The sequence below is a fragment of the Eubacterium sp. An3 genome (assembly GCF_002159465.1).
In the GTDB taxonomy this organism is placed as follows: domain Bacteria; phylum Bacillota; class Clostridia; order Lachnospirales; family Lachnospiraceae; genus Anaerobutyricum; species Anaerobutyricum stercoris.
Genome location: NZ_NFIR01000048.1, coordinates 1 through 13,399, shown reverse-complemented (window position 1 = coordinate 13,399; position 13,399 = coordinate 1). Strand labels below are relative to the sequence as shown.

13 protein-coding genes are annotated in these 13,399 nt (G+C 44.0%); 9 read left to right on the top strand and 4 right to left on the bottom strand.

The window, feature by feature from the left end:
• Both B5F87_RS19155 and tnpA (B5F87_RS19150) read right to left on the bottom strand, forming a co-directional pair.
• Nucleotides 1–597, bottom strand: a 597-nt coding sequence (locus tag B5F87_RS19155; RefSeq protein ID WP_143405295.1) for an RNA-guided endonuclease TnpB family protein, incomplete at its 3' end; no start/stop codon positions are given.
• A gap of 24 nt (nt 598–621) precedes the next feature.
• Nucleotides 622–1,032, bottom strand: a complete 411-nt coding sequence (tnpA, locus tag B5F87_RS19150) for an IS200/IS605 family transposase (protein WP_087283995.1) — start codon at nt 1,030–1,032, stop codon at nt 622–624.
• A gap of 180 nt (nt 1,033–1,212) precedes the next feature.
• Between tnpA (B5F87_RS19150) and B5F87_RS20805 the strand changes: the two genes are divergently transcribed.
• The 8 genes from B5F87_RS20805 (at nt 1,213) to secY (ending at nt 7,269) form a co-directional block, all read left to right on the top strand.
• Nucleotides 1,213–1,410: a hypothetical protein gene (locus tag B5F87_RS20805; RefSeq protein ID WP_143405294.1), complete on the top strand. Its 198-nt coding sequence runs from the start codon at nt 1,213–1,215 to the stop codon at nt 1,408–1,410.
• A 63-nt stretch (nt 1,411–1,473) separates the two neighbouring features.
• The gene (locus tag B5F87_RS19145) at nt 1,474–1,785 is read left to right on the top strand and encodes a hypothetical protein (RefSeq protein WP_087283991.1); all 312 of its coding nucleotides are present in this window, start codon (nt 1,474–1,476) and stop codon (nt 1,783–1,785) included.
• A gap of 147 nt (nt 1,786–1,932) precedes the next feature.
• Nucleotides 1,933–2,181, top strand: coding sequence for a hypothetical protein (locus B5F87_RS19140; RefSeq protein WP_087283988.1), 249 nt, complete (start codon nt 1,933–1,935; stop codon nt 2,179–2,181).
• Nucleotides 2,182–2,366: 185 nt separating this feature from the next.
• A complete protein-coding gene (locus B5F87_RS19135; RefSeq protein WP_087283985.1) occupies nt 2,367–2,915 on the top strand; it encodes a hypothetical protein in 549 nt (182 codons plus the stop codon).
• Between the two features lie 14 nt (nt 2,916–2,929).
• Nucleotides 2,930–4,363 carry an N-6 DNA methylase gene (locus B5F87_RS19130; protein ID WP_087283982.1) on the top strand — a complete coding sequence of 478 codons (1,434 nt, stop codon included), beginning with the start codon at nt 2,930–2,932 and terminating at the stop codon, nt 4,361–4,363.
• Nucleotides 4,360–5,376: a restriction endonuclease subunit S gene (locus B5F87_RS19125; RefSeq protein WP_143405293.1), complete on the top strand. Its 1,017-nt coding sequence runs from the start codon at nt 4,360–4,362 to the stop codon at nt 5,374–5,376. Before B5F87_RS19130 ends, B5F87_RS19125 begins: the two co-directional genes overlap by 4 nt.
• Nucleotides 5,377–5,515: 139 nt before the next feature.
• The gene (locus B5F87_RS19120; protein ID WP_087283975.1) at nt 5,516–5,905 is read left to right on the top strand and encodes a hypothetical protein; all 390 of its coding nucleotides are present in this window, start codon (nt 5,516–5,518) and stop codon (nt 5,903–5,905) included.
• A gap of 62 nt (nt 5,906–5,967) precedes the next feature.
• Nucleotides 5,968–7,269, top strand: a complete 1,302-nt coding sequence (gene secY, locus B5F87_RS19115) for a preprotein translocase subunit SecY (protein ID WP_087283971.1) — start codon at nt 5,968–5,970, stop codon at nt 7,267–7,269.
• A gap of 2,166 nt (nt 7,270–9,435) precedes the next feature.
• Here secY and B5F87_RS19105 read toward each other — a convergent pair.
• Both B5F87_RS19105 and tnpA (B5F87_RS19100) read right to left on the bottom strand, forming a co-directional pair.
• Nucleotides 9,436–11,067: a zinc ribbon domain-containing protein gene (locus tag B5F87_RS19105; protein WP_143405292.1), complete on the bottom strand. Its 1,632-nt coding sequence runs from the start codon at nt 11,065–11,067 to the stop codon at nt 9,436–9,438.
• 19 nt (nt 11,068–11,086) lie between these two features.
• Entirely contained in the window at nt 11,087–11,497 is a 411-nt protein-coding gene (gene tnpA, locus B5F87_RS19100) for an IS200/IS605 family transposase (RefSeq protein ID WP_143405291.1), read from the bottom strand.
• Between the two features lie 507 nt (nt 11,498–12,004).
• Here tnpA (B5F87_RS19100) and B5F87_RS19095 point away from each other — a divergent pair.
• Nucleotides 12,005–13,132, top strand: a complete 1,128-nt coding sequence (locus B5F87_RS19095) for an Ig-like domain-containing protein (RefSeq protein ID WP_087283966.1) — start codon at nt 12,005–12,007, stop codon at nt 13,130–13,132.
• The last annotated feature ends 267 nt before the right edge of the window (nt 13,133–13,399 follow it).

The following is a 13,399-nucleotide window of genomic DNA, read 5'->3' as shown; positions in this document are numbered from 1 at the left end:
TTTCCCTGCTGCCTTCTTGGGGAGCTCCTGTTTTGGGTACTCAAAGAGCAGGGAGAAATACCACCGGCCATCCGGTTCCCGGGTCACGGTACAGTTTTTGAGCAGCCCGCCTTCCCGGACCTTGCGGTGGACCCGCAGACGTACCGGTCCCTTGATCTTCGGGAGTTTTAACAGGCAGCCGGAGAGCCGCAGGTTCGGCTTATCCCGGTTGGAGAGGTTTGTCGTGTACGTATCCGGGCAGGCGTGCTTCTTCTTGAAGCGCAGGAATCCTTTCTCCCCGGAAAAGAATTCTTTTACTGCCCGCTGGAAGTTCTGCTGTACATTGGCAAGGGCAAGGGAATCCATCCCCTTCAGCCAGGCAAGGGCTGGGTCCTCCTTATAGGAGGCAGGGGTACGGACCGGCGCGGACTTCCCTGTTTCTTTATAACTGCCCTTCCAGTCGGCGAGCATCCGGTTCCATAAGAACCGGGCAGAACCGATAAACTGGGAGAGGAGGTGTGCCTGTTCCTGGGATGGGAAGCCCTCAAAGCGGTAGGCCCGCTGCTCCACGGCTTCTGCTTTTTCCGTATCCATTTGTCCGGCAAACTTCTTTCCCATAAGATACCCTCCTTGGCACTGCCGCTACCGCTGGCAGTTTTTCTGGCGTTCGATATACCGCAGGACATTTTCCTCACTGGTGGAGCCGATGGATTCCGCAAAATAGCTGCCATTCCACAGCTGTCCCTTCCATAGCCGTTCCCGGAGGGAAGGGAACTCGGTAAAGAGTCGGTTCCCGCTGATCCCCTTTAAGTACTTGACAGCCTGGGTCACAGACATCTTTGGAGGGAAGGACAGGAAGCAGTGTACATGGTCCATATCACCTACCTTACATGTGGCAACGTGGAACCCTTTCTCTTGGGCGATCTCCTGGATGCTCCCATATAGACGGGAGCTGATCTCCTCATCTAAGACCTTCCTGCGGTATTTCACACACCATACGATATGGTAGTTCAGATTGTAAACGCAAGTCCTTGCGTGAATATATTTACTCATAGGATAACTATATCATATAGGTATACTGCAGTCAACGGACAAACGGGAAAACAGAACTATATCAGATCTTACATATAGATGCTGGGATCCGGTCGCTTTCATCCCGGATACAAGTAACCGGGAATTCCCGCTCTTATTCTTAAAAAGATAAAAGACCGTGGGGCAGAGCAGTACAGCGGTTTGACGCTGGATAGCAAATTAACGCCTGATGAGGCGATCACGATGTACCGCGTGATCACCGACGCCTGCCGGCAGGTGACGCAGGCGTTTGTGGACAACCTGGGTGAACTGAAGAAATTGTACTCTATTGAGGAAATAATTTCTTTAACGGAAGGCCAATACGGCGCAAGACAGTTTAAACATTTCTTTGTGCAGTAGGATACATCCCCTCCCATTTGGGAGGGAATTTTTTAAATCGAGCAAAACAGGGGAGGTGATACCATGAGTGAAAAATCTGATAAAATTGAACAGATCATGAAGACGGTTGCTATATGGCAACCTAAAGCATATTTCGAGCATGACGGAAAGAAATTCTTTGGTCAGATCATCGGCTGTGAAGAGGACGACCTTATCGTTGAGAAAGAAAATGGTGAATTTATTTCCGTTTCATGTGGCGCAGAATTCCATTTCATTGATGAACATGATGACCAGCATACACAAAGCATAGGAAAAGCAGATCAGCCATTTGCCAAACGGCGGCGCCAGGTTTGGAAATATATCCACCAGAATGATCGTAGAAAAAATAGCAGGTAGATCGCTATCTGACACTGACAGGAAAAGAATCTCTCTGGAGGTTCTTTTTTTGATGAAAGAATTTCGTTTTTTCATATTAACTACGCAGGGAAACAAAATTTTGGATCCCGGAAGTTTTATCCTATTAGCGTAAGGATGTGAAAAAATATGCGTGATGTCAGTTTAGGAGACTTAGCCAATCTGTATGTATATTGTGTTTTGGTCGTTTATCCAGACAAAACTCTGGAAAGTGCTTACCATGGGTTTGCGGATTACCTGGTAAGGAAAGAGATCAACCCGCAGTATGAAAATTTCATGGAAATCTACCATGCGGGACAGGCTGCACGGGAAGCAAGCCCCTTAGAACAAAACGTATTACTGAAAGCGATCGGACAGCCTAAATTGTTGTCATATTAAAGTAGTAGGAAGGAGCAGCCTAATGTTATATCCATGTTTTCAATGCCCGGAAAGAGATACTTGTAAAGAAATTTGCGAAAAAAAAGCAGATTATATGCGGTTCCGAAAAGAAAACGTTGAAAGAAACCGGCAATGGGCAAAAGGAAGCACATTCGTCAAGAAAAAACAGTAAAGGAGTTTTTATTATGCATGATTTAGATAAAGTATTTAACTTAGTCAACACATTTTTAGTATCCAGTAGTTTTTTTGATATTTTACGGAAGCAGTTATTTTTCCCAGAAAACATCCATTCCATCCATTCCCAGACATTCTCTGTACGGGAGATCGAGAGCGTGGATGAGATGGAACGGATCGAACTTCTGGCAAAAAAGTATGGATTCTACCCTACGGATTATCTCTTTGTGTTAAAGGATCCGTCACAGAAAGAAAGTATCCATCCGGAAACAGATTTTATCCCTTTCTCAAGAGTTGTCCTCGCCGCTTTTCGGACATTTGCCCAGGACTCCACTCCATTGATCTATCCGCAGATGTGGAAAGGAAAAAAGGCAGAAAAGTATTCTGATGAAGAACGGATGCTCTCTTCTGGGGAACTGGTAGCAGATGGAATGCTGGTCCTCCAGCTGATGCTGTTATCCATCCCGCTTTCTATGTTTCTGGCAAAAGCCCGAGAGACAAACAAAAAGCCTGTGAGAAAAGAACCAAAAACGAAAAAGTGCGCTGTAGCGACATCATAAAAAAGGAGGGTTTCATGGATATTTATGGATTTATTGACAGGATCAAAGGATTGTGCCATGTATATGGCTTATCAAACCAGGCATCCGAGGAAGAGATTGTACGCAATCTCTTCCTTTATAAACTATTGAACGACAGGTTTTCTCCGGAGAAGCAGCGGTCAGCCGGTGGGATCTATATGGAAGAGAAGGATCTGATCGACAACGCAAAGCATTATCCTAACTGGCTGGATGAAGTTTTCCAGAGGATCAATACGTATCCGGAAAACAAAGCTCTCTGCAAGGAAGGTTTATTTACACCGATCATAGATTATGTGGATGCATCCGATATGGCTGCTTTTTTTAAAAACATAAAAATGATCTTCTTAGAAGCCGGACCGATCCCCATGGAAGGCGGCGATTTCTTTGGGCAGGTATTTGAATATCTGATCCAAGATTATAATGTCGCCAGTGGCCGGTATGCGGAATATTATACACCGATGGAGATATCCCGTATCATATCCCGTATTTTGACGGATGATGGACAGGATATCCGTGATAATCTGCGGATCTACGACCCATCCGCTGGCACAGGAACGTTGTTGTTATCTTTACAGCGGCGGCTGAAACAGCCAATGCTGCATGCCCAGGATATCTCTCATAAATCCATGGCACTCTTACAGCTGAATTTGATCTTAAATCAGGCAAATGGGTTCACGGAGCGGGCAAATACGTTGTCAAACCCGGCATTTTCCGGCCCGTACGACTATATCGTGTCAAACCCGCCTTTTAAAACCGATTTCTCTTTTATCCGTGATGACCTTGATAAAAGTGGGAGGTTTCCTTGGGGCGTTCCTGTCGTACCAGAAAAAAAGAAAGAGTCCATGAGCATCTATCTGTGTTTTATCCAGCATGTCATTCAAACACTCTCTCCAAATGGAAAAGCTGCCATTGTCGTACCGTTGAACTTCCTTTCCACCATGGGGAACATTGAGGCGGCGATCCGGCGATATATCACGGAGAACCGGATGCTTCAGGGTATCTTGGTCATGCCCAAAAATACGTTTGCGAATACTGGCACGAAAGTAGCCATTATGTTTTTAGACCGATCTGGCTGTGATACCGTAACATTCATGGATGTGTCTGAAAAAGGACATCTGGAAAAGCGGGGAAATGTCAAACGGACGGTATTAGGGGAGGATGTTGCCGATGATATCGTGAAACGATTTCTGATGAAAACAGATTGTGCGGTACCGATAGAAAAGGTCAGCGAGACAGACTGCTCTTTCCTTCCGGGACGGTATATGGATCTGTTCGCAGACCGGGCATCCATTGACGAAAAAGAATGGAAAGAAAAACGGAAACGATACGCTGTGTCCTTAACGTCTTTGATGGAACAAGAGATGTACTGGGATACGAAGTTAAAAAATATTTTGAATTCTTTTCCTAAAAACAATGAGGAGGTGAGATGATGGAAGGCTATGTAGGATGTGGAACCAGCGAAAAACTGCATTCCGGTGATGGGCAGCCGTGTATCCGGATCTCGGATATCACCGAAATGGGGCAGCTTAAAAAAGTTGCCCTATCCTGTCATGATGATGCCCCTCTACTGGAAGAAGGGGATATCCTGTTTGCCAGAGTCGGGAATCATATGTTTAAAAGCTATCTGTACGACCCGGCGGATGGGAGAGTGTCTTTTGCCAGTTTCTTGATCCGGTTTCATATTGAAAAGGATAACCCCAAATATATCCAGTATTATGCCTTGTCGCCACGGTTCCAGTCCTTACTCCAGGCAAGCTGCGCCGGCAGTACACGGAATGTAGTCGGAGCAAGGGAGTTGCAGGCAATCTCGCTGCCGCATACAGAACGGTCCGCTCAGGATGCTGTCGTAGAAAAACTGGCTCCCATTTATGAAAGCTATGCGGTCGCATATAAAAAAGAGAGAATCTTAGATCAGTATGCCAGAGACCGTTTTGCCTGTCTGTTTCCACCATTTGCACAGATCGGGACGGTTCTGTTATCGGAGTTGACTGTCCGTAAGGCTGGAAAAGGGAAGAAAGATACCGGAGGGCCGGTGCCAATCTATAATTCCGGCGGCATCACCGGCGGGACTTTTGAATCTATGCCGGAAAAAGAAGCAATCCTTATCCCCAAAAAGGGCAGCCTGAACAATGTCATTTACGCCAGCCGCCCGTTTTGGGCCAGCGGTACTATGGCAAGGCTCCTTCCGAAAGAAAAATATGATATGTACTTCCTGTATTGTTTATTAAGGAGCTGCAACTTAATGTTGTTAAATTCTGATTCCAATGCGCCGGGAATCCATCCAAAGATCCTTGATTCATTGGAATTGCCGGATTACCCTAAAGAACTGAAACAGCAGTTTTATACGGAAATGGAGCCGTTTTTTCACGAAATCGGCATATTAAGAAAGAAACAAAGAATCCTACAGGAACTCTTTTATGAACTTTGTAGGCAGTATTTTTAAGAAGAAAAAGGGGATGAGCATTTTCCTTACCTGACTCATGTCGGATGGGGTATTTTGCTTTAATTAAGATGGAATATGTATACTTAATCGGTTTTACAATATCAGATGGGGTACCCTGCGGATTAAATGGGGGTGAATTATGAAAGGTCAAAAAGTTTTTTCTGTTTCGTCATTATTTCGATCTCCAGGAAGACCAGATAAGAATGCGGTCATTCTTGGGACGCCAGGAAAAGGCGGAGGATTTCGGGTAAATTTATTTGACGAGATCAACCCAGAAATATTCGTACAATATCTACAGAATGCTGGATGGAAACTATTTCCGAGAAAACGGCAGGACATCAAAGTCTTTCAGATAGAGAAGAAAGATCAGTTATACCAAGTTACTATCCCATTGGATAGGACACTGGGAGATTATAGGAATGCGATGCAAATGGCTGTGAAAGAGGTTGCCTTATATGAAGATATAACAGAATGGGAAGTTTTATTATGTTTATTTTTCTGGGATTATAATCATCCCAATGGCGTTTAAGCCGCACCCTTTTGCAGGGTGTGTGGATGTAAATATATGAGTATTAGAAACGGAGGTTTAGAATGAAAACGTATCAGAAAAAAACATGGGGCAGGAAACAGAAGATTTTCCTGACCATCATCACTTTACTTGTCGTACAGGCATTTGCCGGAATTCCCACTCCCGGTGTGAATCCGGATTATTTCAAGGAGTTGATCTCCGGAAATTCAGCAATCGGGTTGTTCAACCTGCTTGCCGGTAATGGACTGCAGAACATCTCGATCACGATGTTATCTGTAACACCATACATCACTGGTTCCATCATCGTACAGCTGATGGCAAATGTGATTCCTTACTTGGCTGATCTCCAGAAAGAGGGAGATTATGGAAAGAAGATTTTTCACCGTATCACTCTCATTACTGGTGCTGTGCTGGCAGTGGTAGAGGCGGTTGGATTTGCCGTAGGGTTTGGTAGACAGGGGCTTTTGGTTTCCTTTACATGGCCGTGGGTCCTGCTCACAGTGGTCCTGTGGACGGCAGGAGCTTTCTTATGTGTCGGTGCCGGGGAACTGATCGAGAAGAAGGGATTCGGTAACGGAATCTCGCTGATCCTGTTATGTAACATCGTTTCTTCTTATCCGTCTGATATGTATGCCGTTTACCAAAAGTTTATCAGCGGAAAGAAACTGAATACCGCGGTCATTGCAGGCATCCTCATTGCTGTGGTCATCCTCGCTTTATTTATCTTTACTGTATTTGTACAAAAAACAGAGCGGAAAGTGCCAGTGGTATATTCCAACAAACTACAGGGAAAAATCTCGGCGCAGAAAAGCACATTTCCTATCAAGCTTTGCCCGGGCAGCGTCGTTCCGATCATCTTCGCATCATCTATCATGTCCATGCCGGCGCTGATCGTGGCGATGTTTGGGAAATCGTTCTGGGTCACCGATATGCTGGATTCCTCCCATTGGTTTGATGGAGCGCATCCGTTATATTCCATCGGAGTTCCGATTTATCTTTTACTTATTATCGGATTTTCCTATTTTTATACCAGTATGATCCTGAATCCGATTGAGATCGCCAATAACTTTAAGAAAACAGGTGCTACGATTCCGGGTGTCCGTCCGGGGCAGCCGACCGTAGAATATATGAAAACACAGATCAATGCAACGGTAGGTTTAGGTGCTTTAGCCTGCTGCCTGATCGCCTTAGTCCCGTGCGTTTTATCCGGCGTTTTCGGGCTTTCCAGATTATCATTTGCCGGAACATCCATCCTGATCACAGTCGGTGTGATCTTAGAGACCCGCGATAAATTCCGTTCAGAAAGCCAGGCATCCCAGCTTACGCTATTCGGTAAGAAACCGCTGAAAAAAGGAAAGAGGTGAATGTCATGTTAAAAAAAAGAAAAAAGAAACCAGTCTTAAATAAGTTATCTTATCCCGGAGGGAAAGAGTTATTTTCTTCCACCACATTTGTACTGGTAGCCGCAATGATCCTATCCGCTATCACATCCTTAGATACGGCAGTTGTCGCAGAATTGTGTAGTCTGATCTTTTAAAAATCGGCGGCGTATAATCCTCAGTAATTCAGTTCCGGGGTAACAAAATTGTCGCGCCCTATATGGGCGCGTGGATGTAAATAGCTGCTATCGCATCCTTAGATACGGCAGTAGTTGCAGAATTGTGTAGTCTGATTTTTTGAAAGATCGTCGCGCCCTATATGGGCGCGTGAATGTAAAAAGGAGAAAATATGCTATGGTCTGTGCTTTTTTTTCAAAAATCCATCTACAAAGAAAACAAGGAGATTATACTTATGAACTATGTATTTCACTTGTGAACGAAGAACAGAAAACTTTTACTCTATATTCCAGGTATCCGGATTTGGATGGATTAGCTATTTTCTCTGCCCGCCGATTTTTCACAGTGACGAACAGGATCCTATATATTGATACAGAACAAGAATCGTTTGCTATCCCATTTGCCGCTATAGATTCCTTTTCTTTTCGTAGAAAAAGATGAGGTAGGCTCAAACAATGCTTGAGTGTAAACTGTAGAAAATGGTGATCACATAGGTTGATCTTTTTCCAAGGGTAAATATATATCTTTCAAATAATTTGCATATATGATCATATTTATCCCTGTTACAATGATGCTCACTATCATAGGTGTATTTAAGCTGTTTTCACAATACTTTGCATAACCTGGTATGTCACACGGGCTGATTTCGATATGGTGAAAAATGTGAAGCCATACTAATCCGTATATATGTATACGGCAACAGAACAGGATCCAGGAATCGATTGAATATGTATACCTGGTAATCCATGATATAAGCCAATTAAAAAATAGAAACAAAATCGAGAATATAGAGGAAAGAAAAAGGATAATAAAGATCAGATTTATAGTATCATTGAACCAATGTGTGAAAGATGCACTGTATTTACCCAGATTTTTTACAAAATAATTTAGCGGGAAAGCTGCCGCATTCATGCGTGCAGATGAACCGCTCCAAAAATGCGATTTTTTCCCTCTAGTGGACACAGAACAAACATACGTTCGTGATATTATATATACATTAATGTAACGATGAAACAATGTTTTGGGTTCTGATCGCCCGTACCAAAAAGATATCAGGTGGTCCAGACATCGGCCACAGCCTTGGGGAGTCATGCACGTCGCATAAAACCATCAGAGGCAAAATCCTGAAATAACGGCTATATCGCAGGCTATACGCCTGTGTGATCCCGAAGAAATCTAAGGAATCTGCCGGCTTCAGCCGTGCAGAGGATGTCAAAATTGCCACTGCTTGCCTGCGCCACAAATGAGTGAATAGCAAACTGGATATTGTGATCGCACTCAAATATAAATCGTTAATCTTAAGAAAGTTTTTTAATGTATTATTCATAAGGAGTCCTCGTATCTATTTTAAATTTTTTTCTTATATGTTGCATGGTTGTTGGTGTTATATATAACATTGTGTTTAAGTGGATAAAGGAGATACAGTTTAATTGGAAACTTAAATATCATTATGTCTTTGAGTTTTGTTTGAAGGATGGAGAATTATTTTCTGCTCGATTCAGTTCTCGCAGCAAAAAGTATGACTTGCAGATTTTTTTATCTCCTGTGTTTCCTTCCCCAATACATTCTTGTTTTTATGTTAAAGATGGACGATTACATATCTCTTTCGACGGAATACGGCGGGAAATCCCAATTGCCTCCATTTTGTACATGCGTATTTACAAATGTACAATAACATAACAGGATTAAAAAGAAAATAGTTCTTTATAAAAAATAGAGGTATCAATATAAGGAGCATACCAATGTACGCAATGTTAATGCACAATATCCTTGTGAACTACTCGGCAATTGAATTGCCGAGCATCTAAGCAGGTGCTTAGAAGACGGCAGTTCTCTTCCGACCCTCTGGAAAACGACCCATTGTACGTACAAGTGCGTACAACAGAGAGGCTCCCCTTCGGGCGGGCCGGGCATGGTCATGCCATACCAAGCCGGCGGTAGTCCATATGTCCCGTCATCCACAACACACGGTCTTCAAGCCAGTCGATGTAAGTCATTGTGTGCTGCTTCCGATGGGTTCTGCTGTTTGTATCCTTCCTTCTTTTCCTGGTAATATTCCCTGATCTTCTCATGCCGCAGCTTCTGGGAATACTTATACTTCTCGCACAAAGCCAATAACTCTTTATCCATGGCACGGGCCCGGATATTGACACTGGCATTATGGTCGGCATCATCTTTATGACCGCAGCAGGTACAATGGAACGTTTTCCCGTTGCGGTTTTCCTTATCCAGGTTCCCGCATACAGGACATACCTGGCTGGTATAAGCTGGATCCACCCCCATGAAGTCGAACCCGTGCCAGTTCAGTTCCTGCATCAGGCGTTTCTGCAGTTCCCCGCGGGCAAAAGTGGAAAGCATGCCGTTTGCCTTCCTGCTCTTATCAAATTCCTTGATATCCAGTAACTCCAGGACAGTCAAGGTATCCGGAGCCAGGGCATGGATGTATCCATGTACGGTGTCCGCGATCATCTTCTTCAGGTCGTTAAGGTAATGCCGCCGCTTGCGGTAAGGGGCCTGCATAGTCTGTATCATATGGTCCAGGCGGTCCATCTTCTTGATGAGAGAACGTCTCCCATCTTCAGGGATGTCCGGGTGCGTGCGGAGGAAATGCCTGATCTTCCTTTTCTTGTTCCTGAGATCCGACAGTCCCGCAAATGCCGGTTCCACGATGTCTTTGTAAAGATCCAGGACCGGCTGCATGGAGCCATACCGTTCCCCGTTGGAGACATACAAGGCATCCGTGACCCCGACATCCACGCCGTTGATCTCCGCCGTCTTTGGCTGTGACATCTTCTGCGTGTAAGCCCATGCAACCCTGACTTTTCCCTTCCAGACGGACAGGGAGACTGCCCCGGCCATCTGCTTTTTCCGGCTGCGTATCTTATGCCGCGAGTGCTTGCTCGTGTTCAATGGGATCGTGAATATATCCCTCTTTTTGAACGGGTCAGAGACGATAAGCACATAAGGGGCCTTGATGTTTTCTGAGGGGAGGATCTTCATCAAACGGCTGTCCAACGGGATCTCTACGGAAGACAGTTCCGGGATCTTGTATCCTATGGAGCACATGGTATAGCTGTCATGGAACTCCCGCATGGCGGAGGCGAATGCCGCCTCATCCATAGCCCGGATCGCTGCCGCGCAGGTATCGTAGAAATCCCCCTCCTTCTTTGACAGGGCAGCGATCGCATCCTCCATCTCTTTCTGTCCCTTCTCCTCGATGGACATGGCAAACAGGACTTTGGAGCGGGTAAAGACCGTCGCGTTCTCCGAAAGCATTTCTATACGGATGGCATCCAGGCGGGCAGACAGGCGGGTGACCGCCATATCAAACGCATTCTGGCTGGCAGCAGAGTTCACGTCCGGTTTCCGGTGCTGCTTTTCCAACTTCCTTATCCCGGAGTCTTTCTTGTCGTTCTTGACCAGCTGGAGCGTAAACCCTTCTGTTTTTGCAAGCAGCTGGATATATTCATTTACCAGGGAGAGGAACCTTGCCTGCGCTTCTATGAGCAGCGACAGTTTTTCCTTGTTGGGTTCCCCGTATAAAAAGACGCTCTTTGTCACATCGGTCTGAAATGCCGTCTGCTTTCTCCGCCGTGCCCTTGCCATCGTCTCCGCCTCCTTTCTGTCAGTATTGCTTGTCCTGATGCTCGATATACCTTCGGATGTTTTCCTCCGAAACAGACCCTATGGTCTCCACATAGTAAGAATGGTTCCATAACTGCCCCTTCCATAATTGTTCTCGTAAGCCAGGGTATGCTTCAAAAAGCTTCCTCCCAGTGATCCCCTTTAAGTATTTCACCAGGTTCGTGATGGAGAGTTTTGGAGGGGCAGATAAGAAACAGTGGATATGGTCTTGTCCGCCGGATTCAAAGAGATGGACGGTAAACCCTTTCTCTTTTGCGATGGAGAAAGCTGTTTCTTTTAGGAATTGCTCGATCTCCGGCGTGATGATCTTCCTGCGGTACTTCACAGACCAAACCACATGGTAGTTGATATTACAGACACAAGTCCTGTAATGTATTAGATTATCCTTCATACACATAGTATAGCAAAATAGATATATAACGTCAAGAAAAAGGCGGCTGTATCTCGGCAATTGAATTGCCGAGGATTAGCCGCCGTATTATCCTAAAATATCGTATAGAATGTAAACGCAGATGTTATACATTTTCTTTTTGACCCGCTCATTTGAGACGGGTCTTTCCATTATTCCGAAGAAATAATTTCACATCCCCTTGCATTTCTGTAATCCCGTTTGTATAATGGGACTAAGCATGGTAAAAAAATATTTTCTAATCCTTTCGGTATGGAAATTTTGAATTTCATCATATTAATACCGGAATTGGATAAAGAAAATGATTCTTTTGGTAGAGGGAAAGGAAAGGATTTCTTCCTATTATATAGGGCGAGAAGAGGAATGACCTGATAGCAAAAGAATTCTATTCTGTATCGGAACGAAAATTTCCGTTTCCATCATATTAATAGTGAAGGAACGAAATTCCATATCTCAAAAGCAAATGCACAAGGAAAGGGGAAATGAAATATGACGAAGAAAAACATTATGAGAGCATCTGCAACAGCCCTGGCATTCTGCCTGCTGGCAACAGCCGTTCCGGCAAGCAATGTGGAAGCGAAAGCAAAACCGAAGCTGAGTAAGAAGAAAGTGACATTAACTGTCGGTAAGAAGGTAAAACTCAAAGTCAAGAACGCCGGGAAGAAAAAGGTAAAATGGAAGACCAGTAATAAGAAGGTAGCAAAGGTTAATAAGAAAGGAGTTGTGAAGGCGAAGAAGGCAGGCAAAGCTACGATCACAGCGAAGGTCGGAAAGAAGACATTCAAGTGTAAGGTAACGGTAAAGAAAGCCAAAGGCAGCGCCGCGAAGAAGAACAATGCGACAAAGAGGACAGTGGTTGGCGGAAAGAACAGCTTTGAATTTTCCATGATCCCGGATATGTTTGTAGGTGAAAGTGTAGACTTGTTCTATACGGATGAATATAATTCCGCTATAAGATTGCCTGGAAACTTAGAGAGAAAGCTGACAAATGCAGAGAAAGCATCTTTATTTAAGTTTTCTTCCTCGGATAAGTCTATCGCTACAGTCAATAAATATGGTATCATTACAGGTAAAAAAGCCGGCACGGTCGAAATCACGGCAAAAGCTAAAACTTCTGCTGGCTGGGTAACAAAAACCGCAGATTGCCGGGTTATTGATAAAAATGCAGTAACATTCAGTGTGACCCCTTCTGTGAAGAATACGGCTTCTCTGGAAAAAGTAAAATCAGAGTGTGATATGTCTATGGCTACAATGCCATATGATACAATGACAATCACCATAACAAATAATACAGATAAAAAAATAAATATTAGGTGTATTGAATTATTCGATAGATACGAATGGGCTTATGAACAATTTGAAGCAAAGTGGTATTCTCAGGTTAATGAGTACGGCTATAAATTATTCGATGTTACTCATTTGAATGAAGATTTCAATTCTGGTTACACAGAGGTAGCAATTCCTGCACATTCTTCAAAGACATACACATTTAATGCTTGCGCTAAACAATATTGTACTATCTTTGGTGCAGTTGATAAGTCAATAATAACATTCTTTACAGATGCTGGAAGCTACAATTATTACCTGAAATCGAGGATTGTAGAATTAGTTTGGTAATCTTCTTTTAAGGTTAATTTTAATTATTTGAAAAGGTTCCGTCGCAGTAACGGTCTAACGACCGTAACTGCTGACGGACTTTTTGTGCGCATTTTCAGCAGAATCTGTTTGCTTTGGCTACAATTACAGCGCTTGCGCTGCTGAAAATGCGCACTGATCTAAGCCTTCTGTCTTAGACAAAAGACTGGTATGATGTGTATTTTGAAATTTTAAAAATTATGCTGTTTTTTTCAGTTCAAACAAGTGCTGTCCTGTTTTGTCATTTTG

What these genes read in the sequence shown, in the direction of transcription:
- B5F87_RS19120 (WP_087283975.1), top strand. Translation starts at nt 5,516, where the DNA reads ATGAAAGGTCAAAAAGTTTTTTCTGTTTCGTCATTATTTCGATCTCCA.
- B5F87_RS19105 (WP_143405292.1), bottom strand. Translation starts at nt 11,067, where the DNA reads ATGGCAAGGGCACGGCGGAGAAAGCAGACGGCATTTCAGACCGATGTG.
- B5F87_RS19125 (WP_143405293.1), top strand. Translation starts at nt 4,360, where the DNA reads ATGATGGAAGGCTATGTAGGATGTGGAACCAGCGAAAAACTGCATTCC.
- B5F87_RS19130 (WP_087283982.1), top strand. Translation starts at nt 2,930, where the DNA reads ATGGATATTTATGGATTTATTGACAGGATCAAAGGATTGTGCCATGTA.
- B5F87_RS19135 (WP_087283985.1), top strand. Translation starts at nt 2,367, where the DNA reads ATGCATGATTTAGATAAAGTATTTAACTTAGTCAACACATTTTTAGTA.
- tnpA (WP_087283995.1), bottom strand. Translation starts at nt 1,032, where the DNA reads ATGAGTAAATATATTCACGCAAGGACTTGCGTTTACAATCTGAACTAC.
- B5F87_RS19140 (WP_087283988.1), top strand. Translation starts at nt 1,933, where the DNA reads ATGCGTGATGTCAGTTTAGGAGACTTAGCCAATCTGTATGTATATTGT.
- secY (WP_087283971.1), top strand. Translation starts at nt 5,968, where the DNA reads ATGAAAACGTATCAGAAAAAAACATGGGGCAGGAAACAGAAGATTTTC.
- B5F87_RS19095 (WP_087283966.1), top strand. Translation starts at nt 12,005, where the DNA reads ATGACGAAGAAAAACATTATGAGAGCATCTGCAACAGCCCTGGCATTC.
- B5F87_RS19145 (WP_087283991.1), top strand. Translation starts at nt 1,474, where the DNA reads ATGAGTGAAAAATCTGATAAAATTGAACAGATCATGAAGACGGTTGCT.
- tnpA (WP_143405291.1), bottom strand. Translation starts at nt 11,497, where the DNA reads ATGAAGGATAATCTAATACATTACAGGACTTGTGTCTGTAATATCAAC.